Origin of the sequence: Pseudoalteromonas sp. APC 3224 (genome assembly GCF_030407535.1) — a bacterium.
Taxonomy (GTDB): domain Bacteria; phylum Pseudomonadota; class Gammaproteobacteria; order Enterobacterales; family Alteromonadaceae; genus Pseudoalteromonas.
Genome location: NZ_JASDDF010000026.1, coordinates 54,222 through 80,058, shown reverse-complemented (window position 1 = coordinate 80,058; position 25,837 = coordinate 54,222). Strand labels below are relative to the sequence as shown.

29 protein-coding genes are annotated in these 25,837 nt (G+C 38.6%); 13 read left to right on the top strand and 16 right to left on the bottom strand.

Translation table 11 applies throughout. From position 1 onward, the window contains the following. The first annotated feature begins 668 nt into the window (after nt 1-668). The 5 genes from QL989_RS13120 to QL989_RS13100 all read left to right on the top strand — a co-directional run bounded on the left by QL989_RS13120 (nt 669) and on the right by QL989_RS13100 (nt 6,752). Nucleotides 669-2,048, top strand: a complete 1,380-nt coding sequence (locus QL989_RS13120) for an MATE family efflux transporter (protein WP_290170730.1) — start codon at nt 669-671, stop codon at nt 2,046-2,048. Further along, complete coding sequence (gene uvrB, locus QL989_RS13115) at nt 2,045-4,039, top strand: excinuclease ABC subunit UvrB (protein ID WP_178956275.1); 1,995 nt, start codon at nt 2,045-2,047, stop codon at nt 4,037-4,039. The genes QL989_RS13120 and uvrB overlap by 4 nt, the downstream gene beginning before the upstream one ends. Continuing rightward, nucleotides 4,040-4,969 carry a class I SAM-dependent methyltransferase gene (locus QL989_RS13110; protein ID WP_290170729.1) on the top strand — a complete coding sequence of 310 codons (930 nt, stop codon included), beginning with the start codon at nt 4,040-4,042 and terminating at the stop codon, nt 4,967-4,969. Between the two features lie 8 nt (nt 4,970-4,977). Continuing rightward, complete coding sequence (locus tag QL989_RS13105; RefSeq protein ID WP_290170728.1) at nt 4,978-5,643, top strand: tRNA (adenine(22)-N(1))-methyltransferase TrmK; 666 nt, start codon at nt 4,978-4,980, stop codon at nt 5,641-5,643. 95 nt (nt 5,644-5,738) lie between these two features. Continuing rightward, the gene (locus QL989_RS13100; protein ID WP_138607738.1) at nt 5,739-6,752 is read left to right on the top strand and encodes a hypothetical protein; all 1,014 of its coding nucleotides are present in this window, start codon (nt 5,739-5,741) and stop codon (nt 6,750-6,752) included. Between the two features lie 8 nt (nt 6,753-6,760). On the opposite strand, the gene QL989_RS13095 is transcribed toward QL989_RS13100, so the two are convergent. After that, nucleotides 6,761-7,003 carry a hypothetical protein gene (locus QL989_RS13095; protein ID WP_010388451.1) on the bottom strand — a complete coding sequence of 81 codons (243 nt, stop codon included), beginning with the start codon at nt 7,001-7,003 and terminating at the stop codon, nt 6,761-6,763. A 174-nt stretch (nt 7,004-7,177) separates the two neighbouring features. Here QL989_RS13095 and QL989_RS13090 point away from each other — a divergent pair, with 174 nt between their 5' ends. Further along, a complete protein-coding gene (locus QL989_RS13090; RefSeq protein ID WP_290170727.1) occupies nt 7,178-7,627 on the top strand; it encodes an isoprenylcysteine carboxylmethyltransferase family protein in 450 nt (149 codons plus the stop codon). A 60-nt stretch (nt 7,628-7,687) separates the two neighbouring features. On the opposite strand, the gene queC is transcribed toward QL989_RS13090, so the two are convergent. Next, nucleotides 7,688-8,344 (bottom strand): 7-cyano-7-deazaguanine synthase QueC, encoded by a 657-nt coding sequence (gene queC, locus QL989_RS13085; protein WP_008110177.1) that lies wholly within the window; start codon nt 8,342-8,344, stop codon nt 7,688-7,690. Between the two features lie 145 nt (nt 8,345-8,489). Between queC and queE the strand changes: the two genes are divergently transcribed. Then, nucleotides 8,490-9,155 carry a 7-carboxy-7-deazaguanine synthase QueE gene (gene queE / locus QL989_RS13080; protein ID WP_290170731.1) on the top strand — a complete coding sequence of 222 codons (666 nt, stop codon included), beginning with the start codon at nt 8,490-8,492 and terminating at the stop codon, nt 9,153-9,155. 257 nt (nt 9,156-9,412) lie between these two features. Here queE and QL989_RS13075 read toward each other — a convergent pair whose 3' ends face one another. From QL989_RS13075 to QL989_RS13045, 7 genes are all read right to left on the bottom strand, one after another. Beyond that, on the bottom strand, nt 9,413-10,621 hold the full coding sequence (locus tag QL989_RS13075) for a beta-propeller fold lactonase family protein (RefSeq protein WP_290170726.1): 1,209 nt from the start codon (nt 10,619-10,621) through the stop codon (nt 9,413-9,415). 99 nt (nt 10,622-10,720) lie between these two features. Beyond that, on the bottom strand, nt 10,721-11,263 hold the full coding sequence (locus tag QL989_RS13070; protein ID WP_290170725.1) for a DinB family protein: 543 nt from the start codon (nt 11,261-11,263) through the stop codon (nt 10,721-10,723). A gap of 60 nt (nt 11,264-11,323) precedes the next feature. After that, on the bottom strand, nt 11,324-12,031 hold the full coding sequence (locus QL989_RS13065; RefSeq protein ID WP_290170724.1) for a hypothetical protein: 708 nt from the start codon (nt 12,029-12,031) through the stop codon (nt 11,324-11,326). Between the two features lie 133 nt (nt 12,032-12,164). Further along, on the bottom strand, nt 12,165-12,590 hold the full coding sequence (locus tag QL989_RS13060) for a hypothetical protein (protein ID WP_290170723.1): 426 nt from the start codon (nt 12,588-12,590) through the stop codon (nt 12,165-12,167). Between the two features lie 567 nt (nt 12,591-13,157). Further along, complete coding sequence (locus tag QL989_RS13055; RefSeq protein WP_290170722.1) at nt 13,158-13,604, bottom strand: hypothetical protein; 447 nt, start codon at nt 13,602-13,604, stop codon at nt 13,158-13,160. A gap of 125 nt (nt 13,605-13,729) precedes the next feature. Next, the gene (gene bcp / locus QL989_RS13050; protein WP_178956268.1) at nt 13,730-14,209 is read right to left on the bottom strand and encodes a thioredoxin-dependent thiol peroxidase; all 480 of its coding nucleotides are present in this window, start codon (nt 14,207-14,209) and stop codon (nt 13,730-13,732) included. A gap of 10 nt (nt 14,210-14,219) precedes the next feature. After that, complete coding sequence (locus QL989_RS13045) at nt 14,220-14,753, bottom strand: ACT domain-containing protein (RefSeq protein ID WP_138607749.1); 534 nt, start codon at nt 14,751-14,753, stop codon at nt 14,220-14,222. A gap of 354 nt (nt 14,754-15,107) precedes the next feature. On the opposite strand from QL989_RS13045, the gene bamC reads away from it, so the two are divergent. Beyond that, nucleotides 15,108-16,166: an outer membrane protein assembly factor BamC gene (gene bamC / locus QL989_RS13040; protein WP_138607751.1), complete on the top strand. Its 1,059-nt coding sequence runs from the start codon at nt 15,108-15,110 to the stop codon at nt 16,164-16,166. Between the two features lie 65 nt (nt 16,167-16,231). Further along, on the top strand, nt 16,232-17,620 hold the full coding sequence (locus tag QL989_RS13035) for a YjiH family protein (protein WP_178956267.1): 1,389 nt from the start codon (nt 16,232-16,234) through the stop codon (nt 17,618-17,620). A gap of 32 nt (nt 17,621-17,652) precedes the next feature. Here QL989_RS13035 and QL989_RS13030 read toward each other — a convergent pair whose 3' ends face one another. Both QL989_RS13030 and QL989_RS13025 read right to left on the bottom strand, forming a co-directional pair. Further along, on the bottom strand, nt 17,653-17,796 hold the full coding sequence (locus QL989_RS13030) for a DUF2897 family protein (RefSeq protein WP_138607755.1): 144 nt from the start codon (nt 17,794-17,796) through the stop codon (nt 17,653-17,655). Nucleotides 17,797-17,880: 84 nt separating this feature from the next. Beyond that, nucleotides 17,881-18,417 (bottom strand): acyloxyacyl hydrolase, encoded by a 537-nt coding sequence (locus QL989_RS13025; RefSeq protein ID WP_290170721.1) that lies wholly within the window; start codon nt 18,415-18,417, stop codon nt 17,881-17,883. A 246-nt stretch (nt 18,418-18,663) separates the two neighbouring features. On the opposite strand from QL989_RS13025, the gene QL989_RS13020 reads away from it, so the two are divergent. Both QL989_RS13020 and QL989_RS13015 read left to right on the top strand, forming a co-directional pair. Continuing rightward, entirely contained in the window at nt 18,664-19,257 is a 594-nt protein-coding gene (locus tag QL989_RS13020) for an ABC transporter substrate-binding protein (RefSeq protein WP_138607759.1), read from the top strand. 210 nt (nt 19,258-19,467) lie between these two features. Continuing rightward, a complete protein-coding gene (locus QL989_RS13015; protein ID WP_290170720.1) occupies nt 19,468-20,805 on the top strand; it encodes an ankyrin repeat domain-containing protein in 1,338 nt (445 codons plus the stop codon). Nucleotides 20,806-20,868: 63 nt separating this feature from the next. Here QL989_RS13015 and QL989_RS13010 read toward each other — a convergent pair whose 3' ends face one another. From QL989_RS13010 to QL989_RS12990, 5 genes are read right to left on the bottom strand one after another with little or no spacing between them, the layout of a single operon-like run. Then, complete coding sequence (locus QL989_RS13010) at nt 20,869-21,321, bottom strand: DUF2069 domain-containing protein (protein WP_138607763.1); 453 nt, start codon at nt 21,319-21,321, stop codon at nt 20,869-20,871. Beyond that, a complete protein-coding gene (gene wrbA / locus QL989_RS13005; protein ID WP_131691238.1) occupies nt 21,318-21,872 on the bottom strand; it encodes an NAD(P)H:quinone oxidoreductase in 555 nt (184 codons plus the stop codon). Before wrbA ends, QL989_RS13010 begins: the two co-directional genes overlap by 4 nt. Beyond that, the gene (arsC, locus tag QL989_RS13000; protein ID WP_290170719.1) at nt 21,872-22,219 is read right to left on the bottom strand and encodes an arsenate reductase (glutaredoxin); all 348 of its coding nucleotides are present in this window, start codon (nt 22,217-22,219) and stop codon (nt 21,872-21,874) included. Before arsC ends, wrbA begins: the two co-directional genes overlap by 1 nt. 54 nt (nt 22,220-22,273) lie before the next feature. Then, the gene (locus QL989_RS12995; protein WP_290170718.1) at nt 22,274-23,731 is read right to left on the bottom strand and encodes a M48 family metalloprotease; all 1,458 of its coding nucleotides are present in this window, start codon (nt 23,729-23,731) and stop codon (nt 22,274-22,276) included. 12 nt (nt 23,732-23,743) lie between these two features. Further along, the gene (locus QL989_RS12990) at nt 23,744-24,388 is read right to left on the bottom strand and encodes a hypothetical protein (protein WP_178956260.1); all 645 of its coding nucleotides are present in this window, start codon (nt 24,386-24,388) and stop codon (nt 23,744-23,746) included. A 143-nt stretch (nt 24,389-24,531) separates the two neighbouring features. Between QL989_RS12990 and QL989_RS12985 the strand changes: the two genes are divergently transcribed. Further along, a complete protein-coding gene (locus QL989_RS12985) occupies nt 24,532-24,750 on the top strand; it encodes a hypothetical protein (RefSeq protein WP_008113003.1) in 219 nt (72 codons plus the stop codon). After that, nucleotides 24,743-25,819 (top strand): AI-2E family transporter, encoded by a 1,077-nt coding sequence (locus QL989_RS12980; RefSeq protein WP_008113005.1) that lies wholly within the window; start codon nt 24,743-24,745, stop codon nt 25,817-25,819. Before QL989_RS12985 ends, QL989_RS12980 begins: the two co-directional genes overlap by 8 nt. Nucleotides 25,820-25,837 lie beyond the last annotated feature (18 nt).

The following is a 25,837-nucleotide window of genomic DNA, read 5'->3' as shown; positions in this document are numbered from 1 at the left end:
TTTTAAATATTGATAAAAACCTAATAATTTTAGAACTGCTATGGAGTTGTATAAAAATAAAGCAATCAAAGGCTTGGCTATTTATTAAGCACGAATCTGGATTTGCATTAAATAAACAAATAATCCCATATCAAAGCGTTACAATTCCATTTAACGTTGTTTGCTTATTGATAACGTAAAAAAATCACAGCACCTTTAAATTTGCACCGCGTTGTAGCCCTTTATAAACGTGGGGTTGAATGAGTTATCCACGGTTTCTGTGGATAACTCTGTTTATTAAACTTTAAGAACATCAGCACCCCCAGCGTTGTAGGGCGCTACAACGATTTCAAGTATTAAAAAGCTTTTTTTTTATGTTCTTAAAAACAAAGGCTTATGATTCAGCTTAGATAGCCACCTAAACGATAAATAAAATTTTTCGTGACGATAAAGCATTATCGCTAACTGTGTAATAAATCAGCAAAACCTAAAAGCTAAATGTTGCAAAAGTTATATAAATGTATTTAATTTGGTTTTTAATGTGTTTGTGCGAAATTTATTTACAACAGCATAAAAATAACAGTTTTTTGATAAAAAACGGATTAAATGGTTTAGGTTTAATAAAGCATGGCTTGAACAGCTCGGATGCTTTAAAATATGCCGTTCAGTAAAAGAGGCTTATTTATTTTATGCGCGCACATTCTCAATCACATACTCGCCCTGATTTACTCACCGCTCCAATTTTGCCTACGCTAAAGAAAATGACCGTTCCAATGATTTTTGGGATGATAACCTTAATGATGTTCAACATAGTTGATACTTTTTTTATTAGCTTATTGGGTACAGAGCCGCTTGCCGCGGTAAGTTTTACATTTCCCGTTACTTTTACTGTAATCAGTTTAGCAATTGGTTTAGGTATAGGGACTTCTGCGGTTATTGCAAAAGCATTAGGCAGTAACAATATAGAAGAAGCGCGTTTTGATGCCAGTGTTTCGTTGTTGGTAGCGGTAATATTAGTATTGGTTTTATCTGCCTGTGGCTATTTATTGATTGACCCCATATTTACCTTGCTTGGGGCAGGGGAGCAAGTACTTCCACTAATTCATCAGTATATTAGTATTTGGTTTTTGGGTAGTGTGTTTTTAATTACCCCCATGATTGGAAATTCAGTACTGCGTGCCAGTGGTGATACTAAAACACCAAGCATTATTATGGGCGGAGCTGGGCTTATTAATGCCGTACTCGATCCGATGCTTATTTTTGGCTTTGGTCCCATTCCCGCATTAGGTATTAAAGGGGCCGCTATTGCCAGTGTTATAGCTTGGGCAGTTGCAGTGGCGATTATTTTATACATATTAATTTTTAAAAAGCAGTTGCTCAGTTTAAAAGCGGGCAAACAAACTATTGTTGGTGCAATTCGTAAAATCTTAAAAATTGGTTTACCGGCAGCGGGGGCTAACATGCTCACCCCTGTTGCTATGGCGGTAATGACCGCATTGGTTGCTCATCATGGCCCCGAAGCTGTGGCAGCTTTTGGAGTAGGGAGCCGAATAGAATCAATAGCGAGTTTAGTGGTATTAGCTTTGTCGATGACCTTACCACCTTTTATTAGCCAAAATTTTGGAGCAAGTCATTTTTCTCGCGTAAAAGATGCCTACCTAGGTACGCTCAAGTTTGTAATGTTGTGGCAGTTTGTTATTTATATTGTATTAATTATTTTTTCAGGCGTCATTAGTGAAATATTTGGTAAAGAGCAAGCGGTTGTTGATGTCATCAGGCTGTTTATTTATACCATTCCTTTAAGCTATGGCTTGCAAGGAGTGATCATTTTATCAAACTCCTCGTTTAACGCTTTACACAAACCCATGAACGCCTTAGTTTTGAGCGTTATTCGATTGTTTGTTTTTTATATTCCCTTTGCGTATATCGGAAACGAACTCGCAGGCTTAATCGGCTTGTTTATTGGCGCGGCCATTGGTAATTTATTCACAGCCCTTGTAGCCTACAAGTGGTTTATGAAAGAAATTGAAGCGTTAAGCAGTCAAGCATTACAGGAGTGTAGTCATTGAGCGATCATTTTCAGCTAGTATCAAAATTTAAACCCGCAGGGGATCAGCCAACCGCTATTGCTCAGTTGTGTGAAGGCTTAGAGGCCGGACTGGCCCAGCAAACCTTATTAGGCGCAACAGGAACCGGTAAAACGTTCACTATGGCTAACATTATTAGTGATTTAAACCGGCCAACTATTATTATGGCGCATAATAAAACCTTAGCGGCTCAATTGTATGGCGAAATGAAAGAATTTTTTCCACACAATGCGGTTGAATACTTTGTATCTTACTACGATTACTACCAACCTGAAGCCTATGTGGTAGCCAGCGACACCTTTATCGAAAAAGACGCATCTATTAATGAACACATAGAGCAAATGCGACTCAGTGCCACTAAAGCGCTTTTAGAGCGACGCGATACCATTATTGTTGCCTCTGTATCGGCAATTTACGGTTTGGGCGATCCTGATTCATACATGAAAATGATGCTACTTTTAAAAGTAGGTGAAAAGGTCGATCAACGTGACATGCTGCGCCGTCTTGCAGAGCTACAATATACGCGAAACGATATTGATTTTAGTCGCGGTACATACCGCGTTCGTGGTGAGGTAGTTGATATATTTCCAGCTGAATCAGACACCTATGCAGTGCGTGTAGAAATGTTTGATGACGAAGTTGAACGCTTAAGTATTTTTGACCCATTAACCGGTGCGGTAGAAAAACATATAGTACGTGCCACTATTTATCCTAAAACTCACTATGTAACGCCACGAGAAAAAATTCTCGAAGCCATAGAAAAAATTAAAGCCGAACTCAAAGAGCGCAGAGCACAATTGCTCAGCGCAAATAAGTTAGTAGAAGAGCAACGCATAGCTCAGCGTACCCAATACGATATAGAAATGATGACCGAGCTTGGTTATTGCTCTGGTATTGAAAACTACAGCCGTTATTTATCGGGGCGTACACCTGGCGATCCACCGCCAACATTACTGGACTATTTACCTGATGACGCATTAATGATTATTGATGAATCGCACGTAACCGTCTCGCAAATTGGTGCCATGTATAAAGGCGATAGAAGCCGTAAAGAAAACCTCGTTGAATATGGTTTTAGAATGCCCTCAGCTATGGATAACAGGCCACTGCGTTTTGAAGAGTTTGAGGCCATTGCACCACAAACCATTTATGTATCGGCCACCCCAGGCGACTTTGAATTAGAGCGCAGCAACGGCGAAGTTGCAGAGCAGGTTATTCGTCCAACCGGCTTACTTGACCCTGTTATTGAAGTTCGCCCAGTAGGCGACCAAGTTGATGATTTACTCTCAGAAATTTACAAATGTGTTGAAGCAAAAGAGCGAGTGCTGGTAACCACGCTTACCAAACGTATGGCTGAAGATTTAACTGACTACCTGAGTGAGCACAATGTAAAAGTACGTTATTTACACTCTGACATTGATACCGTAGAGCGGGTAGAAATTATTCGTGATTTACGTGCCGGTGTATTTGATGTGTTAGTAGGCATTAACTTACTACGTGAAGGCTTAGATATGCCAGAAGTTGCACTAGTGGCTATTTTAGATGCTGATAAAGAAGGCTTTTTACGTTCAGCGCGCTCACTTATTCAAACAATAGGCCGTGCGGCGCGCCACCTTGATGGCCGCGCTATTTTATACGGTGACAGAGTGACTAAATCGATGGCCAAAGCCATTGAAGAAACTGACCGACGCCGAGAAATACAACACGCTTATAATGTTAAGCACGGTATTGAACCCAGTGCCTTGGTTAAAAAGATACTTGATGTAATGGATGTAGGCCAAGATGCCTCACCGCAAGACAATCTACAGCTTATTCGTAAAGACTCTAAAAAAATCCTCAGTGCTAAAGAAATTGCAACGCAAATTAAGCAGTTAGAAACCAAAATGCATGCATATGCCAGTGATTTAGAATTTGAAAAAGCCGCCTCAGTGCGCGACGAAATACATGAACTACAACAACAGTTGATTAATTAAATGACAACCGATTTTACTCCCCTTATAAATGCTTTGGCAGACACGCCTTTTTCCGATAATGAGCTTTGCCGGGTATTTCATGGGCGTGGCCACAGTGTGGAAGCGCTTAGTCATATTAACTTAGACTTTTACCCACCAAGTTTGTTTTTGGTGTCATACAGTGAAATTGACGAGGAAACACTCGCTGCACTCACCGATACGTTATGGCAATGGGCACAACAACATCATCCAGAGTTAATTACTGCATTGCTGTATCAACAGCGAGCTGGGCTACAAAGCCATAACACCCTTGTTCACGGTCAACTGCCAGTTCGTCATAGCGTAGCCGAAAACGGGGTGCGTTTTTTGGTTGATTTAATGAGTAAGCAAAACACCGGTATTTTTCCTGATATGCGAAAAGGCCGTGAGTTTGTTATGCAAAATAGTAAGCACGCCAAAGTACTTAATTTGTTTTCTTATACCTGTGGTTTTTCGGTTGCGGCTATGCACGGTGGTGCAGATCATGTGATGAACATGGATATGAGCAAAGGTGTGTTAAAAGTGGGTAAGCAAAACCACCAACTCAATAATGTCGATCGTGGGGTCAGTTTTTTACCGCACGATATTTTAAAGTCGTTTGGTAAGCTAAAAAAAGCCGCACCGTTTGATTTGATTATTGTTGATCCGCCCAGTTTTCAAAAAGGCAGTTTTATTTTAACTAAAGACTATCAAAAAGTGCTGCGCAGACTTCCTGAGCTTTTAAACGATACTACACAGCTATTGTTATGCGCTAATAGCCCTGAGCTTACAGAAAACGATTTTAGAGCACTTATTGAAGAGCATACTCAAGGTGCTATTGAGTTTGTTAAACGCCTAGAACCTACTGATCGCTTTATTGAAATTGATAGCGATAAAAGCTTAAAAGCATTGGTGTACAAAACAAAAACATAGTGAGTTAAATGAAACTGAGTAAACGTTTAAACGCGATCAATTCGTTAATTACACAGCCGCACGATATTATTTGGGATTGTTGTTGCGATCATGGCTTTTTAGGTATGGCATTACTTGAGCGCGGCATAGCCAAACAAATAAACTTTGTTGATATTATTCCAGAGTTAATGGAAGCGCTTGAGCAGTCGCTACAACAATTTGAGCAAGTAAAGTCTTTGCCTTCATGGCAAGTGCGCTGCGAAGATGTTGCTCAAATTAAACTGCCAACAGGTGCTAAGCAAGTAATTGTTATTGCTGGAGTAGGGGGCGATTTATGTTTAAAGCTAATTCAGCAAATTATTGCTAATAACCCACAAAGCCTTAAACAACTTCGTTTTATTATTTGCCCTATTATGCACCTTTATAAGGTACGTGCGGGTTTACAGGCGTGTAATTTGCAGCTCGAAAGCGAGCAAATTATTGTTGAAAATAAGCGTTTTTACGAAGTGTTACAAGTCAGCTTTAATGCCACGGGCACTATCACTAAAACGGGGGCTAACATGTGGGATATACATAACTCTCAACACCATCAATATCAGCAACAATTGCTTGACCATTATACCCGAATGCTCAATAAAGATAGACTTTACTATCAAAAAGTTATAACAGAGTATCAACACGTATTTGAACGCTAAATACTGACAAAAAGTGTGATCGTTTTTTATGATTAACTTCGTAAAGTGCTTCATAGTTAATATCTTGCCGCTGGGCAGATTTATTTGGTTTATATATGTCAGATAACAATATAAAAATTGAGTCATTATTAGGTGATGGGCAAAAATGGCAACACAGCTACGAGCAACCCATTTCGTATGCGCCCCTAGTGCAACTGGCTAATAAAAATTGGATTGTTCCGCAGCATTTTTTGCGTTACAAGCATACACTGGCCAGTGTTAATGAAGTACTTAACGACATTAGTTTTTCCAACCACTTTAGTGTGTTAGCAGCTGAAAAAAACAGTGATGTTTATTTGCAAGTAGCAGTACTTAGTCCCGACAATTACCGTGCTGATAATAAAGCAAAAAAACTATTGTTTGGTCGCCGTTGGCCAGTAGAGCAAAACTTACCTACTTCAGAGCTTATTCAAACTGCATTTTTAGCGTTAAAAGTGGCGCGTGAGCATGAGGTAAGAGAGCTTTTTCAGCTGCAACACCAAGGCGCAACCAGTACGCCATTTAATAATCATCATGACTTACCCGTTATGGCACAAAATCCCGAGCTTGTTAAAAGTACATCGTTTAAAAATATTTCATTGAACGAGCTGATAGAGCGCCTTGTGTTTGCGGATAATCAAATAGAGCTAATTAACTGCCAAGCTATAATCACCGGTGAACAGGTGTATACGGTTCAACTTCATTGCGATAGTTGCCAGCTGAGTGAGTTTAATAACAAAACTTTGTCATTCTTAGCACCGGATACAACGACGAATAGCTTTTTACATAGTTTTATTGCCGCATTGGTTGCTATAAGCAATGATTATGTAAGCGAGCATTTTAAATACCAAGGTTTTGCACGTTTTAGTAAGCATGTACAGGCGGAGCAAATAGGCGAGTTAAGTGTTTCTATGCGTTCGCCAAGTTCAGTTAGTTTGTGCTCAATGGGTAAACAAGAGGCGAATCAGTTAAATTTTGAGATAGACAGTGGCCGAGCACCACAAGGGTGTGGTCAAGCAATTGGTGGTTTTTTAGCTGCCCATGGCATTGAGCAGCCTGAAAACGCACATTTATACCCAAATTACTTGTAATGTATACATTAAAGTTTGTTTATTTCTTGTTTTACGTTGTAGCTTGAGTCGGTAACAATGGCTTCAAGTGTTTGTACTCGTTGTTTAAGTTCACTCACTTGAGCGGTTACCTCAGCTAGTTGTTTGTGTGCGTCTTGATTGTTGTCCTGTACTTTATGTTTAAATTCAAGGTGCTTTTTATACATATCGTAAATAACTCCCGAACCTACAGAAATAAGTACAATGAGAACTATCATTGTTGTGCCAGACATAATTACTTCCTTTAACTTTTATTTAAGCTTAAATTATAACCATAATTAAGCGCTCATAAAGCTAATTAATTGTAACTTTATTTGTATTTATAAATATTCGATAAGTCATTGTTATTATTTGTGACGCCACCATATAGTAATTATGAAGTTTTTTAATCGATACAAGGAGTAGGTATGTTAAATAATAAAATTCCACCGGTTGTGGTTGTGGTGTTTTTTGCTGCTGTAATGGCACTGATTGCACATTATACCGTGATTGATTTTAGCGCATTTATTACTTATCTCTCGCTAGCACTTGTCGCTACTGGGTGTATATTTTGTATTGCTGGGGTCGTGAGTTTCCGGTTTGCTAAAACAACAGTACTACCTAACAAACCAGAACAAGCGTCTAGTTTAGTTACTTCAGGTGTTTATAAATTCTCTCGTAATCCGATGTATTTAGGTTTTGCGTTTATATTAGTAGGCTGGGGCGTGTGGCTGGGTTCAATGTGGGCTTTTTTAGGTGTAGCAGGGTTTATTGCTTACATTACCTTATTTCAAATAATCCCAGAGGAACGGGCGCTCCACAAATTATTTGGTGAGCAATTTGACGATTATAAATCACGAGTAAAACGCTGGCTTTAACGTTTTATCGCAACAAAAAAGGCTACCCTTGGTAGCCCTTTAGTGTATTAACGTTGAACTTTACTCATATTCAAGCGGGTCTGTCACGTTGTTAAGCTCAAAGGCCTCTAAACGTTCTTGGCAGGCACCACATTTACCACACGCTTTGTCACGACCATTATAACAGGTCCATGTTTGGCTGTAGTCTAAGCCCATTTTAATACCGTCGGTTAAAATATCGATTTTAGTATTGTTTAAATACGGGCTAAAAATTTCTACTGCATCGTAATTTGCAATACGACATACATCATCCATCTTTTTAACAAACTCAGGACGACAGTCAGGATAAATTGCATGATCGCCTGAATGCGCGCCGTAATATACTTTGCTCGCTTTAAGCGACACTGCATAACCTACCGCTAAAGAAAGTAAAATCATATTGCGGTTAGGCACAATGGTGCTTTTCATGCTTTCTTCTTCGTAATGGCCTTCTGGCACATCAATATCGTCTGTTAACGACGAACCACCAATAAGCTGATTAATTGCAGATATATCAACAATTTTGTGCGGGACATTTAGCTTTTCACATACGTTGGCGGCAACTTTAAGTTCTTTAACATGACGCTGACCATAATCAAACGAGAGGGCATAAACATCATGGCCTTGCTGCAAGGCTTTATTTAATACAGTAAATGAGTCCATACCGCCGGAATAAATAACAACTACTTTTTGCGTCATACGTGGTTTGCTCTTTAGTTTTGATAGAGGTTTATATCAGGGCGCGATATACTACACGGCCAAGGCATAAATGACAATTTTTACACCGTGCTTTGCGATTTTTAATAGTAACAATTTTGCCGTCAGGTTGTAAGTGAGATTTCTTTTGTACAAAATTAATGAAGTGTTTGAAACCATTCAAGGTGAAGCGAGCTTTACCGGTACGCCGTCTATATTTTTACGCCTGCAAGGTTGTCCTGTGGGATGTTCATGGTGTGACACTAAACAAACTTGGGATGTTGATAACGTATATAAAGTATCACTAGATGACACGGTAGAAAAAAAAGCCGACTCTGATCATTGGGCTGAGGCCAGTGCCGCGCAGGTCCTGGAGTTATTTAAATCCCGTGGCTATACCGCCAAGCATGTTGTGATCACCGGTGGTGAACCTTGCATGTACGATTTAAATCCAGTGTGTAATTTCTTGCATGATCATGGCTTTAGCACGCAAATAGAAACCAGTGGCACCTTTGAAATTCTCGCCCCTGCCCAAACGTGGGTTACGGTATCGCCAAAAATTAATATGCGTGGTGGTTACAAAGTATTGAGCAGTGCTATGCAACGCGCCGATGAAATTAAACACCCAATTGCTATGCAAAAGCACGTAGAAGAACTGGAAGAGTTATTTGTCGCCACGGGTGTTAACCCAAAACTGGTATATTTACAGCCAATCAGCCAAAAAACGTCGGCAACTAAATTAGCCATTGATACCTGTATCGCCAAAAACTGGCGTTTATCAATTCAAGTACATAAGTATTTGGGAATTAGTTAAAGAGCAAGCGCAGCTGTAAGCGTTTAGTTGCTCGGCGTTAAGTTATATTATGTAGGTTGGGTTGAGTGCAGCGAAACCCAACAAAAAAGTGTCTCAAATTTTTTTGAATGGTGCTTCATAGACTATAAAGTGCCACGAGCGGACATTGTGAGCGTTGTTTTAAGCGGCGAGAAGTAGTTCGTTAAAATACAAAGTGAAGTGGCGCTTAGCAAACTATACGAATCCGACTGGGTAACACTATTTATGTTTCGAGACGTCTATTGTATCTTTATTTTAAAGACAAATAACGAATTACTTTTACCAGTCGCAACCAATAAGTGACGATTATCATCGGTAAGAGTAATAGATGAGATTCCATTTAATTCATCATCATGCACATTTACTAGCTTATTCTTATAGCTAAGTCGCCCATCAGCTTTCACACTAAATAAATATAGACCGCTACCCGACTCCCCAGCTGCATATATTTTTAAGCCATCTGACGATATCGCTAAGCTACTTGCTCCCTCTAAGCCAGAACCGCCAATATCCGAATTATTTATTGCCTGTAAAAATGTAAATTGTCCGGTATCCAATTTGTGAAAAACAACAATAGAATTACTCCCAGCACAGGCAACATACAAAAATTTTCCATTTGGTGAGACAACAATTTCTTGTGGATTAATAAATTGCTTCAAACCTGCAATGTCATTTTTTAATACTTGTTTTGCTAATAAGTCACCGCTAGGGTCTCTATCATAAATGGTTAATTGATGACCATCAAAACCTAGGACGTACAACTCATTATTTAGTGGAGATAAAGCTATGGCAATAGGTTTCCCTAAATCATTACTAAGTGGCTTAGCGTCTTTTATAACTCTATTAAAAATAACCTTTTTATCCTCCATTACATCTAAAATAGAAATAGCGTTACTCATATAGCTTGCAACGAAGAGCTGCTTTTCGTTGTTAGCCTTGACGATATCCCAAGCGCCTAAAAGACCAAGGCTATCAAGTTTGCCTATTGGCACATTACTATCAAACACTCTTTCATAGCCTAGACCGTCACTGATAAATTGATTAAAACGGTAACTATTATTATTTCTAGAGAATTTGGTTAAGGCGCCATCATAGAATCCAGTAACGACTATTTCATTACCGAGATCAAAATAGGTAACACCAGAGGCGCCTTCTAAACCGTTTATGTTGGTGGCGGTATTTTTGAACACTTGGCTAAAAGTTAGCTGAAAATTTTCGTCTAAATTAAAAACAGCGAGAGCATTATCGTCTCCACTAGAAACAAAAACCTTTGAATTATCTGAAATAACCTTAACACTCCTAGGATTACCTAAGCCATCAAAGTCGTTAACGTCATCTTTTAGTATTTGGATGAGCTGAAGGTCTTCTATACCACTAGCATATGAGGCATCGGTGCTAACAAGCCCCACAAAGAAGAAAAGTGCAATCATCTTTTTATTATTAAACATTAATTTTAAACCCTTTTAGGAACATAGCGACTAAATAATAGACTTAAACTGTTGTCTAGAATAAGAGACGCAGGAGCAAAGCCCTTGTTTATTTTCTTGTTATGCTGATACTTCTGGGATCTCGAGCAAAAAGTCTGTTACACCAATATCATGCCCCATTTGATTCAATAACGTTGAAACTTGACCTCGATGGTGAGTTTGATGGTTAAATAAATGGCTGACCAATTCGCCAAAATTACGCGAACTTTTAATACCTGCTGTATTTGAATATTCTAGATTACGATTAAAGTCAGATACATTGATGTCTTTATCAACCCAGCTTATTACTGCAGAATCAACCATTTTCCTAACACATTTATATGCTAGTAAATCGGGATACAGGATATCGCCTAGACTTTTGGGTTTTGGTAATTCAGTGACGCATTTAAGTGACATGTAGTTTTCAGAATGAAGATTAAAACGAGACAACCAAATAATATCACCGACAAGAATATGATTTAACGTACCAATAATTGATTTGAAATACGCACCTTTATTTTCAGCCAAATCTATGGGATTTAGACTTCCAACGATATTTAATATTTGATTATTCATTCTGTCATTATACTTAGCCATCATTTGAAAGTGATTCTCAACGTACATATTTACTCCAATCCATTAGTCAGAATAACGCCCTGTTTTTTGTCCTCGTTTAACAGCTTGTTAGGCAATACGGTCTTTAGCAAAGAACCATATTGGTACTAAGATGTTTACTCCAACAAAAAATAGCTGTACTTTTTGTCGCTCAATATTAACTAATAGAATAGATACCCTATTTATAATTTTAATAAACCACAGTAATACAACACTTGGAATAGTTACCATGATAATCCAAAAGCCCAACATCATTGAAGAGCTAAGTAATAATAGCAACGATAAGTCTCTAAGAAACAGATAGTCTGAATCTTGAGATAAACCTAATGGAGAGAATTGTATTCTAAATATATCTGTGAAACTTGGGCTTATTCCCGCGCTTTCACCCAAAAAATACATTAACCATGGTGATGCGACTATTAGCCCCACAAAGCCAACCATTTTTATGGTTTCTTTTTTTATGTCTAAAAACCACTGAACTGACGTGAATAAAAGAAAATTAACAAGAAATGTGGATGCGAAATAAATATTGGGTTGTATCCCATTGGACATCATCAAAAACGCTACAATAAATAAAATTACAGTTGAAATGAGTAAAACTTTCTTGATGCCAACCATATCAAGATCTGGATCAGATTCTGCTCGCCATCTTAAAGTAGTAACAGTTCCATTTTCTAACCCATTAAGGAAGCGCTGTCCCGAAGGAAATTCTTTTAGCTTTGTATCAGCCATGACGACTAAACTAATTACATAAAGAAAGAATAAAATTATATCCAAGTGAACTACTTTTGCCTAACGCCGTTTTAAGCGGCAAATTGTGGTTGGCTAAAATAAGTGAGGTACTAACAAAGAGCCGACCACAATTTGTCCGACTTGAAAACCCTTATTATATGGCTGATAGCCAAACCATTTAAAATAGTAAGTCACCATACCCCCAAATTATGGTTCCTACGAACAAAAGTATTGCTGTAATAAATATTGAGAGGTTTAGAAGTGATTTAAAGCGCCTGAATAGATAAATCTCATATGTCAGTTGAACTGGGTGAGAGATATTAACCAATTTGCTTAATTTAATAATAAATACAGTTTCAGTTAAAACTGCAATTAATGAAATAAGCGAACCAGAGCGCTGAAACCAAATACCAAAACTTTCATTAAATGGATTTAGCAAAACTAAATATACGATTGAACCTAAGGCTAACAGCGTGAACAAACCCCAAGCAATAAAATAGCCCCATATTAATTTGATATCTTGATCTAGAGGTTCATGTGTTTTTTCTGGGAATGAATCATATATTTCTTGTAATGATCTTGAGTAGTCATCCTGAATTTTCATAGAACATCCATTTTATAGAGCCATATAACAGCTTTATCAGAGGACACTTTCTCTATTTTAGCGCGAAAACATCCTTATTTTATGAAATTATATTAATAACAAATAGCTTAAGTTATTGCCAGCTATAAATATTATAATTTCTGTAGCTTATATAAACACGTAAAAAAGAGGACACTTTCCTCTTATTCTTACTAAGTTAATGACGACTGATCTGAATGACAGGTTCTCGCTATGAGCTCAACTGGCTAATATACTCGCTTAGGTAATCAAATTAATGTGCAATATAAAAATAAAATACGTTTCAGGGGTTAAGTAAATTACTAACTTTTAAATGTACTGTCACAACAATAATAATCTTCTTGAACAGCTTAAAGCTTAAAGCTTAAAGCTTTAAGCTTAAAACTTAAAACTTAAAACTTAAAACTTAAAACTTAAAACTTAGTGCATAACGTAATTTTTAATCGCTAGGGTAGGCGTATTTACTATTGAAATATTAAGTCGAAGGTAAACACAAAAACGCTACTATAAAGTAAATTTATATGAAGCTGAATCGCTGTTTCTGAAAATTCAAACAATGGCACTGACAAGTGCGCCAGCGTCTGTAATACCTGCATCTTTCATGGCTTGGCTAATCATTTGCACCAGCGCTATTACCTGAGATTGTGTTGATGAAACGATGTTTGCTTGTGCTTCAATTTGTGCTTGTATTGCCTCGTCTTCTTGGTCCGATTGAGCTTGTAATTGAGTGAGTTGTTCTTTTTGTTCTTCAAGCAGCTGTTTGAGCTCTTTAAGTTGCTCTATCATTTTTGCAATATATTCAGGCATTTCTGAATTTGTGGTTTTTTCAACGTTTTGATCAGCCTCTTTTCCCGAGAGTTTATTTCGCTCTCTGTCTGATAATTGATAATCAGCGTTGTCCTTATTTTTAGTTGTTTCTTTTGTTTGTTGTGCAACACTCATTTTTTCTGCTGCAATTTTAACGTCAAAGGCTGAGTGTTTATTTAGCTGTATCACGGTTAATTATCCATAATGTTATTCGTTACCAATTTAGCTATCGGCAGGAATGCTAAAGTACTAAAGCGATAAATACAAAAAAGCGTTGCCCTTGAGCAACGCTTTTATTTTATCTTGTTTAGCCTTTATTCAGCAGCTAAATAATCCAATACCACTTGGTGATGATCTTTGGTTTTAAATTTATCAAACAAGTGTTTAATTTTACCGTCTTGACCGACTAAGAAAGTGAGGCGGTGGATACCATCATATTCTTTGCCCATAAACTTTTTGTATCCCCACACGCCAAATGCCTCAGCAATGGCATGATCTTCGTCAGAAAGTAGGTCAAAGTTAAGCTCTTTTTTAGTTTCAAAGTTTTTAAGGCGCTTAATTGGATCTGGGCTTATACCAACCACGTGAGTGTTGAATTTTGCAAGCTCGGCTTGTTGGTCACGCAGATTCTCGGCTTGTATGGTACAGCCTGGCGTTGACGCTTTAGGGTAAAAGTATACCAATACTTGTTTTTCTTTTAATAACTCGTTGAGCACGACGGTTTCGTCATTTTGGTTTTGTAAGCTAAAAGCCGGTGCTGTGTCGCCACTTTGTAATGGGGTAATTTTGTTCATGCTAAACTCCTTAGCGAATACGTCGAAAGATGTAATCTACGTTTAAAACGTGCGAAAGGTTTTCAAAACTAATTTTAAATTGGTCAATGTCAACGTCAACGGGAATATTAAATTCAAGTTCACAGCGCATTTTAAGTTCAGTATCTTCTTCATAGGTATCTGATTTTAATGAGCAAATATTAATATTACTGTCTGCAAAAAAGCGCGTTACTTTACTCAAGGTGCCAGGGGTGTCTATGCCAGTATATTCTAGGGTGTAACCTGCACAAAACTCGCTTTGATTATGGCTTGAAGTGCGTTTCATCATAGTAAGCAGGCCAAGCTCCATACCTTTGGTAGGCAGGGTGTGCTCAATACGGCTAATGGCTGACATATCACCGCTAAGTAGCATAATAAAAGTAAGTTCGTTGCCTAAAATAGCAATGCGGCTATCTATAATATTACAGTGGCAATCACTGACGAGTTGCGTAAGCTCACTAACGATGCCCGATCTATCTTCGCCAATTGCGGTTAAAACAATTTGATGATTTGAAAATGCAGTCATGGGTTTTAAAGTACCTAAGTTACTTGGATGATAACAACCGACTTGGCAACAAAAAATAAACACGTAGCGTTGCACGGCGGCAAAGTTTAACACAAAACCCGCGTTAAACTACAGCGACGGTTAATTTTAGGCGGTTAATAGTGCAGTGTTTCTTGTTTTTACAAGCTTGTGAAAGTACCATAGCAAAAATGTGTCTATTTGTAGCTTAGTCTGTCGGTCATCTTGTTGGCTTAATGCAGTTAGATAAGCAAATTATAAATGTAAAGTTAATATTGATTTTACACTGAACCAAATCGGTATTACCCACTCATATATTTGTTAAAACAATTAAGGGTATGCTAAGGAGAATTATCTGTGCAGTATTGGATCCCAAAAGCACTTGCAGTAAGTGTATTGGTAAGTTTGTCAGGGTGTAGTGTATTTACAAGTGATGCCCATAATGAGCGTAACTACCGCGCCCATGAGCCGGTTAAAGCACCTGCTTCGTTATCACAACCCGCTCAAGATCCTGTTTATAAGATGGATGTGGGTCAATATGATAATAATCCGGAGGCAACAAACTATCGTCCGCCGGCGCAAGTATTAACGGTTGCTAAAGGCAGTTGGGTTGAGGAAGCAGATAAACAAGCACGTATTTATTTTGATAAAAATGATGGCATTGACGATTTAGATGTATTCATTTGGGACTCGATTCAAGCAGTGCTTGCTGATAACAACATTAGTGCGACACAACAAAACAAAATGCAAGGAACACTTGAAACAGATTGGTACGCTATTGTTAAGCCAGAGGAAAGCTGGTTATGGGGCGATGATGAAAGTGTTGATTTAGAACGTTTTAAATTTACTATTGAAGAAAAAGAGCATCAACGTACAGCGTCTTTAACTGCTGAGCTTATTGATTTTAAAGGCGATAAGCCTTTGACTGATTTATTAAAACAGCAGCTAGAAGTACGTGCACTTAACCAAGTAGTAAGTGAGTTTGATTACCGCTATCGTCAACTTGAAGTTGATATGCGTAAGCGTAAAGGGGTAATTTCATTAGAGCTTGGGTTTGATAACAAAGGCAATGCAGCACTTGTTACTGAGCAAGCCTACGATACAGTATTCGATCGCTTTTCTGGATTCTTAGAGCGCTTATCTTTCACCATTGTTGAAATAAACCAAGAGACAGGTTTAATTACAGCAGATTACGCCAAAGTAGAAAGTAGCGTATGGGATTCTATTTGGGGCGATGAACCAACAGAATTACCAATTGATGAAGGCCAATACCAAATTTTGGTTAGCAAAACCAAGCAAGGTGGCACCAGTCTTACGTGGATGGATGACAAAGGCGAAACGCTTGAACCAGGTACAATGAATGGTTTACAGCAAGCATTAGAAGCGGCGTTAATTAAGCGCGGTATTAAAATTTAATAATTATAAATACTTACCACAAAAAGAGCACTTAGCTCTTTTTGTGGTTTTTACAGGTTGAAAATATGTCTCAGTTAGATTCATCACGCCCAGCATCCGTTCAAAAAAGTTATGATTTGAAAGTATGGTTGGTTTTTTTAATTCCTTCTTTAATCGGCGTTTTTTTGTTCATGACGCCAGTACCGTCTGGCGAAATAATGACGATACCTATCGCGGTAATGGCCAAGGCAATTCAAGCCTCATTCAGTGAGATAGCACTAGGGCTAATAGCTACCATTATTTGTATTACTGGTGTAATGTCGCTGGTGCTTAGTGTCTTTAAACCGAAAAGCTTAACCAAATTTCGCTTATTAAATCATTTGTTTAATGTGAGTTGGATTTGGTTAGTAACACGGTTATTTGGTATGGCGTTTGTGCTTTTAACTTATTTTCAAGTGGGGCCGCATGCTATTACCTCAGAAAATACTGGCTTGCTAGTATTAAAAGATTTATTACCGGTGCTGTTTTCGGTATTTATTTTAGCGGGCTTATTACTGCCTTTATTACTTAATTTTGGTTTACTTGAGCTGGTGGGTACCTTGCTTACTAAAGTAATGCGTCCATTATTTGGTGTACCAGGGCGCAGTGCAGTTAACTGCGTTGCTTCATGGTTAGGTGATGGTAGTGTGGGCATTTTGATGACTGCGCGTCAGTACGAAGATAAATATTACACTCAACGTGAAGCTGCGATTATTGGCACCACTTTCTCAGCTGTATCAATTACCTTTTGTTTGGTTGTTATTGGCCAAGTAAAGCTTGAATACTTATTTGCACCTTTCTACCTAACCGTGTGTTTAGCGGGTGTAGTGGCTGCGATAATTGTTCCGCGTTTACCACCACTGCGTTTTAAAAAGGACGTGCTTATTGATGGTGAAGAGCCCGATGGAAACGCTGAATTGGTTCCTGAAGGCAAAACATTATTTAAGCATTCACTTGATGTTGCATTAACTAAAGCAGAAAAAGCGCCAGGCTTGAAGGGCACCTTAGAAGAAGGTATACACAATGCATTTGATATGGTGTTTGCAGTATTACCAGTAGTCATGGCTGTGGGTACATTTGCACTTATTATTGCTGAATATACCCCGATATTTCAGTATTTAGGTATGCCGTTTATTCCGTTCTTGGAGCTTTTACAAGTACCAGAAGCTGAAATGGCTGCACAAACTATTATGGTCGGTTTTGCAGATATGTTTATTCCTTCTATTCTAGCTGCAGGTTCAATTGAAAGTGATGTAACACGTTTTATTATTGCAGCCATGAGTGTGACGCAACTTATTTATATGTCTGAAGTGGGCGCACTTTTATTAGGAAGTAAAATACCAGTTAATATTTTTGAGTTGTTTGTTATTTTCATTCTCAGAACATTAGTTACATTGCCTGTTATTGCCTTAATGGCACACTGGTTAGTTGGCTAAGTAATGATTTAAACGAAAAAAGCCCTGATTATTCAGGGCTTTTTTATGTCTTTTTTATGAGTAATAGAGGGGGAGGCTTTAAACTCGCTTTTTGCACTTAAACGCAGCAGTGCTAAATTACCGATAACAATAGCCAGTACAATCGAGATAACGAGTACGATTTGCCAAATTTGCATGTTGTTGACCTTATTGTTTTTTAAGCAGTAATTATGACCGCTTTCAATATAAGCCGCAACATTTCGAGTGTTTATTACGGGCGTTTAAAACCGTTGTGCTACCGACAATGTTAAAAAGTTTATTCCTGGATTAGGTGCTTTAAATCCTGCGTTTGAATAGTGGATAATACGCAGTGCTACGTTGGTTTCTCCAAAATCGGCCACTAGGCCTATTCTATCTTCAAACTGATAGTGAGTACTTAGGTTTTTACCTGCAAAATGGTGCTCATCAAGTAGGGAAAAGCCAATACCAGCCTCCACATAGAATGGCGTATTGTATACGCTAAATGCCGGAAACTGCACAACTGGTGAAACAGCGAATACTAGGTTGGATTGTGACTGTTGATCATGGCGGGAATGCCACAGGTTAATGCTGCTTTCAAGGTAAAAGCGGGCATCGCCAACAAAGTTTTGTGCACCCTTGGGATGATATTGATACGCAAGCTTTATCCCAGTCACATTACCTTCGCCTTTTAATAAGTCCACAGCGTAGCCATGGCTTGAGGATGCATAGGCTGCATTTGTTGGCAGTAAAAATAAACAAAAAATAATAATTGAAATCATCTCAAATGAGGTTTTCATAACGACCTACTGGTAGGTAAATTTAAATAGTAATTAAATGATAAGGGCGGTGAATTACTGTTTTCAATGAGGACAAAAATCCGCTTGTAGATGGCTTGTTAACTAAAGTTTTTAACTAATTGAATTTATTTAATTAATTTTATTGGTGCTAATTGGGCATTAATAAGTTGCTTATTTATGCCTTTTTTGTTGCCTGTCATTTGCGTAGATTACACTAAACTTAATTATTTAAACTATGCATTTATTATGAAACTTATAAAGCTTTTAGTGGTTATTGCTGTTTTTTTTAGTAGCGCACTCACTGCACAAACGCAGCCGTCACCTAAACAATTATTGCAAACTGTAGCCGAATCATTATTTAACGATATTGGGCAGGTAAATGCGCAAGGTAATGCCAGCAAAGAAGCGATGTCATTAATTGTTGAGCAGCGTTTGATGCCACATATTGATATTAAGTTTGTGTCGTTTAAATTATTAGGTAAACATATTAAAGGCATTAACCGTGAACAAGGCGTTGCGTTTATAGATGCGGTAGAGCATTACTTAACGGGCACTTATGCTAGTGCGCTTGTGAAGTACACAGGGCAAGATGTAATTTTTGAGCAAGACGCTGCTGCAAGCGACTCTAAATTTGCCACAGTTAAAACGCAAATTATTGAAGCTAATAAACCCACCATAGATTTACACTTTAAACTTCGTTTGGGGAACGATCAGCAATGGAAAGTATACGATATTGTTGCTGAGGGGATTTCGTTACTTAGTGCTAAGCAAAAAGAGATCATTCAACGTATTTCTGATGTGGGTTTAGATCAAGTCACAGCAGAACTTCAGCAAAGTTAGTTCCTTTGTAATTAAAAGCTCCAACCGTAAAAGCAGCTAATGGCCCATGTCGTTAGTTGCTTTTGTATTTTGGCCTATATTGCACGAGTTTACGCTAGCTTGGCAACCTAGCTGTGTTAGAATATCGGCTTCTTTGATTAAGCGTGGTGTCAGCTAAAAACTGTTATAACTGACCACTCACCCGAGCTACACTGGAGTTGTGTTGTTTTAATGGAAAATGTACTAATTTGGCCAAAGGAATACCCGTTACTGGTCAAAGGGCTGGTTGAACAAAACGGTGCCTTCATTTTAGATGCTTTAGAAGCTTGGCCTGCCTGTCGTTCTACTGAAGAAGATGATGGTGTTTGCACCACGGTTTTGCCCCCAATTTATTATTTAACCTGGTTAACCCCCCTAGAGCCGTTTGAAGAATGTTACTTTCAGCATATTTGTGAATATGATGAGGATGCACAAGTCTATATTGCAGCACTTAAAGAGCACTATTTTGCTAATGACTACAGCATAGAAAATATTGTGTTAATGCTGTGTCAGCGACTTGAAAAATACGCAAGTGTATCGGCACAAAATAATATTGAAACGCCGCTTTCATTGATTAGCCTATTTTTTAGTAAACGCTTTTTCACTCTAATAGAGCATGCCCTAGAACAGGGTGCCAAGTTGTCGGCAGCAGACACCCTATCTATTTGGCAAGAGGTCGACTTTAGAGAACGCTTAAGTGCGTATATTCCTCAGTCGATTGCAGACATTGACTATTTAGCAGAGCTCACCAGCGAAAAGGTAGCTGCAGGCAAAGATTACTTTACTTTATTAACTCAGGTTTCGCCTGATGTTGATTCTATTGTGTTGTTAGAAAATGCCTTACTTGCCCATTTAAACAAGAAAAAAGCTAAGCAAACCATGGCCATGCGCTTTATTGAACAAGGTGCGACGGGTACCTTGACCGATGAAGATAACAAAACAGCATTTATGTGGGCTGCAGAAAAAGGCTATGTAAATGTAATAGAAATGCTCCTGCAATACCAAGATAAAAAAGCCGTCGACAATAAAGGTAATACAGCGCTGCATTACGCGGTGATGAGTAAAAATGAATCGTTAATGATTTTATTGCTTAAAGCAGGGTATGATTTTAGAGCGCGTAATAACGACGGATTAAGTTGTTACCGTTTAGCGGTAAGTATCAAAGCCAGTAACTTAGTTAAATGCCTTGAACGTGATTTTGGTATTAAAGAATTATCGCCAGAAGGGCAGTTAGATCGAATTAAAAAAGTGCATGTATTACACGCGGTTGTGGCGTTATTGCTACCACTTCAGTTGTTTTTCTTTTTTGATGAAAACATCACTATAAAAAGTGAGCTTACTCTTTTTATGACCATGACGGCGGTGGTGTGTTTTTTCTTTGCGACAAATTTAAAGCGTTGTTCGTTGTACCCGCATATTAAACATCCTTGGGGATTGTTTTTATTAAGAGTGGTATCGGCTTTTAGCCTTATAGCCCAGCTAGGTTTAGCTTGCATAGTGGGGTTAGCTGCTTTAAGCGAGTTAGTTTAACCATTTATTTAATTACAAAAAAACGCGCTAATAAAGCGCGTTTTTTATGTTTTGAGCTGCTAGCTATGAGTTGTTTTTATCGTGTTCATGCGCTGCTTTTTCTTCAGCAAGTTCATCTTTAAGCTTGCGAATCTTAAGTCCAAGCTCTTGTCCTCTATGGCGTGCATAGTAAGTGCAGCCAATAAACATAGACGAGGCGAAAAGTAACTCTAGTAATACCCATACGAGTTCATCTTGAGCAACCCATAGCAATGTAAAGCCATGAATAAAATAAAACATAACGATAAAATTAGCCCACGCATAAGTGTAGGTTTTATCTTGCAGTATGCCTTTTAAAGGTAATAACAGTGGTAGCACATAGACTAAAAAAAGAAAGGCGTTACTGTGGCCTTCTCTGGGGGCTAATACAAACATCCATAGTGGCATTAAAATCAGCAGGCCAAAATAACCAAATAAGGCTAGGCGCTGAAATTTTACGGTCACTGGCTTTTTAGCAGACTCGCTCTTTTGGGTCATTTAAGTTTACTCGCTACTTGCGTCAAGCGTTTGCCTACGCTTTGACATATTTTAATTTCATCTTTACTTAGGGTAGAGCTGTTGCTGCTGCCAGCAACGTGGGAAGCGCCGTAAGGTGTGCCTCCAGTTTCGGTGCCAAGAAGTTCTGGTACATCGTAAGGTACCCCCATTAACATCATCCCGTGATGTAATAACGGCAGTGACAAGTTAAGTAGGGTTGCTTCATTTCCCCCATGCATACTACTCGATGATGAAAACACACAGGCAGGCTTATCTATAAGTTGGCCTTTAAGCCACAGGTCACTGGTGGTTTCCCAAAATGTCTTTGCCTGTGCGGCCATCATGCCAAAGCGGGTAGGTGTACCAAATGCAAGCCCATCACAAGCAACTAAATCGTCTTTATTTATCACAATGTCGTGCGGGTTTTTAGCCACAAACGTGCGCAGCAAGGCGGTTGCGCCTTGTTGTTCTATCGACTCTGCAATTTCATGCGCCATGGCTTCTACAGAGCCATGGCTTGAGTGGTACAGCACCACAATGGTTGTGCTCATTATAGAACGCTTAATACGTTTTCAGGCGGGCGACCCAAGGCTGCTTTGTTGTTGCTAACAACAATGGGGCGTTCAATTAATTTTGGATGTTCCACCATGGCAGCAATTAGTGCCGACTCATCATTTTCATCTTTTAAATTAAGGGCTTTGTACTGCTCTTCTTTGGTACGCATTAGATCTCGTGCAGAATTAAACCCAAGTTGAGAAACTAAGGTACTAATTTGCTCATGAGAAAGCGGTGTTTTTAAGTATTCAACAACACTCGGTTCAATGTTTTTACTTTGTAATAGCTTAAGTGTTTCGCGTGATTTTGAACAGCGCGGATTATGGTAAATAGTAACTGACATAAAAATAAATCCAAAGTATAAATTGTGGCTATTTTAGGTGAACTCGCCAAATACTTAAAGCCTTGCAAGCTCTTTTTGTAATAACCGATATTGTGTGAGTAACGCTTTTAAACGCTGTTGTTTCACATTTTCAGTTGGCTCAACAAAATTAAGTGCTTTTTGTATTTCGTCAGCCGCTTTTAAATATGCGCCATATTGCGACAACACATCGGCGTTTGCTTCATGATACGCGGCTAATTTTTCTTGCTTTTTATAGGCATCGGTTAAAAGCTGCTTACCTAGACTATGATCTGGCTTCTCTAATAAAAATGACTTTAGTACATTTTCGGCTAACTCATATTGCTCAGCTTCCAACGCGGCGTTTGCAAAATTTAAAGTAATTACTTGGTTGTTTGGCCGGTAGTTATTTAACTCACTTAAATAACTAACTGCTTCAGCTGCTTTTTTTTGTGCAATTAGCAAATCTGTTTTTGTATCAATATAAAATAAATTTTTAGGATCACTTGCCAATAGCTCATCTAGGATAGGCTGCGCTTCATCCATTTTCTTTTGATCAACTAAGCTAATTGCTAAACCATACTGTAGTGCTACGTTGTTATAGGTATTTTCGCGCATTAACTTTCTAAATAAGGCCTCTGCATTTTCCGGCTCGTTATCGTAGCGTGCTAGTACACGGCTTTTAGCTAAATTAAAATCAAGGCTTGAACCTATTTGGCGTTTTGGATATTGCTCGGCACGCAAACGTACATCCGACACGCGGCTTTCTGGTAGCGGGTGAGTGAGTAAAAACGCCGGGGGTTTATATTTATAACGAATTTGCGCTGCCAGTTTAGTTAAAAATTCACTAGAAGCTCTTGCATCAAATCCTGCATTGTTAAGGGTTTGCATGCCAATTCTATCGGCTTCTTGTTCGGCAGAGCGGCTATGGGTGAGTTGGCTAAATGCCGACTGTGTTTGGCTGGCTGAAATAATTGCTATGCCTGCATCTGGGGCTACAACGGTTGCTAAAATACCGGCTATCATACCGGCAATGGTGAGACCGCTATTGTCTTGTTGTTGCTGAATACGCCTTGCTAAGTGGCGTTGTGTTACGTGCGCGATTTCATGACCAAGTACTGAGGCAAACTGACTTTCGTTATCGGCTTGAGCAATTAAGCCTGTGTGAACACCTACATGACCGCCATAAAATGCAAATGCGTTAATTTCTGGGTTATTTAACCAAAAAAATGAAAAACCGAAGCGTACATCATTGGCGTTCGCAACTAATTTTCGGCCTAAGGTTGTTAGGTACTCATCAAGCACTGGATCGTTAATTAATGGTGAAGACCCTCTGATCTGCATCATCATCACTTCACCAATCGCTCTTTCTTTCTCCAGTGGTAATGCCTGCAGCGCAGACGTGCCTAAGTCGGGCAGTTGAAGATTTGTTTGTGCCTTTAACGGCTCACTCATTAGTAGGCTAAATGTAAGCACTGCACTGCATAAAGTGATAAAGGCGGATTTTAGTTGCATTATATTCCTTGTTTATTTTTTATCAGGGGCACTTGTTGGATCATCTGTATATAAACGGCTGTCCTTTTCACATAATTGATAAAACGACTTTATTGTGACCCCATCAACCTTAACAATGTTCAATTGAGTTTGTAAAAAAGCAATAATCTTATGAACTACTTTATGTGAATGCAATATTAGCGCTTTGTCTGCTTCATCGCCTTGTTCTAAATAAAAACCTATGAATTTATGTAGTTGATTAATGCGAATCACAGTTTTCATGGTTAATGGATCCCATAATATAAATTCCATTGACTCATCATGTCGAGCGTATCTATCGATGGTAGTATCATTAGAATAAGGAAACGCTTGTAGTTCAAAACCGCGTTCGGTAAATACTTGATGCAACGAAATTCGTGGCTTGTTATTACTCTCTTTCTCAAAAAGCTCGTTTGGGTCGATACCCAAGGACTCTAGGTTCCAATTGCGTTTGTCGATGATACGCTTTATAGCATTATCAAACCCGTGATCTAAAATGCTTTCACACTCACTTACCGATGAGGCTACTAAATGATAAAAATGCGGCAGCTCTCCCCAATTAATTTGCTTTTTAAACCAATTAATTTCTTTGAGAGTTGGATTGCTAGGCAATTGCGCTTTATTATGCGAATTAGGCATTAACGTATCCTTTTAGCTAACTATGCTATAAGGATAAACCATTGCAGAGGTTGTTTTAAGAAAAAGTTAAATTTAACTGCGGTTAATCTTAGTTAGCCCAGCTATAGGACTTATTATTAATGTGAACAGGTAGTGAAACGAGTATGCTAGAGCTAGATTTGCGCGCTTATAAATGCCCTCAGCAATTTATTCAGTTTAAATTAGGGCTGCGTGAGGCAATATCGTTAAAACAAGCAATTACCTTTAATATCTCAAGCGAGCAAAATACAGATGATATTGAACGATATTTGCAAAAAAAAATGTATTATTACAAGTTAAATAAACAACAAGCGTTGTTATTAGTGGAGCCGTTGCGTGTTTGAATATGTAAAAGCATGGTATGAAAAAAAGTTTTCTGATCCTAATTCAGTAACTTTACTTTTTTTATTATTGGCACTGGTTGCCATGTTGTACTTTTTTGGCCCATTAATTGTGCCTGTGTTAGTGGCGCTGATCATTGCTTATTTGTTAGATTGGCCTGTAGTTCACTTGGAGCGATTTGGCTTAAAGCGTTTTACTGCCACTAGCATAGTCATGCTGATATTTATTGGTATTATGCTCACCTTAATATTAGTTATTGGCCCGGTGCTTTGGCAGCAAAGTAGTAACTTAGTGCAAGAAACACCGCATATGGTTGAGCAAGGTAAATCGTTTTTACTCGACCTTCCAGCTAAATATCCCAGCCTTATTAGCGCAGAGCAAGTACAGTCTATTGTGGTAACGGTAGAGACCAAAGTGCTTGAATTTGGCCAAGTGGTGCTGTCGGCATCGCTCAATTCATTAAAAGATGCTGTTGCGTGGTTAATTTATCTTATTTTAGTACCGCTACTGGTGTTTTTTATGCTGAAAGATAAAGTAGAGCTCAGTGCCAGCATTGCTAAACTGATCCCGCGCCAACGACGCTTAATTTTGCAAGTGTGGCATGAAATGAATCAGCAAATAATGAATTATATTCGGGGTAAAGTATTCGAAATTTTAATTATTGGCTCGGTGTCTTTTATTGCCTTTACGGTATTGGATTTACGTTATGCGGCGCTGCTTGGTGTGTTAGTTGGCTTTTCGGTGCTTATTCCATTTGTTGGTGCTGCGCTGGTGACTATACCTGTGGCGGCGGTGGCGCTGTTTCAGTTTGGTTTAGAAACCCAGTTTTGGACCATTTTAATTATTTACGGCATTATTCAAGCGCTTGATGGCAATGTGTTAGTCCCTTTATTGTTCTCTGAAGCGGTTGATTTAAATCCGGTGTTTATTATTGTTGCCGTACTATTTTTTGGTGGGCTGTGGGGCTTTTGGGGGGTGTTTTTTGCTATTCCATTAGCATCATTAGTAAAAGCGCTTATTAAGGCGTGGTCATCCACACATGAAGAACTCGCAGAAGAGCTCGGTAACTAAAAAGTATAGTAAACGCAC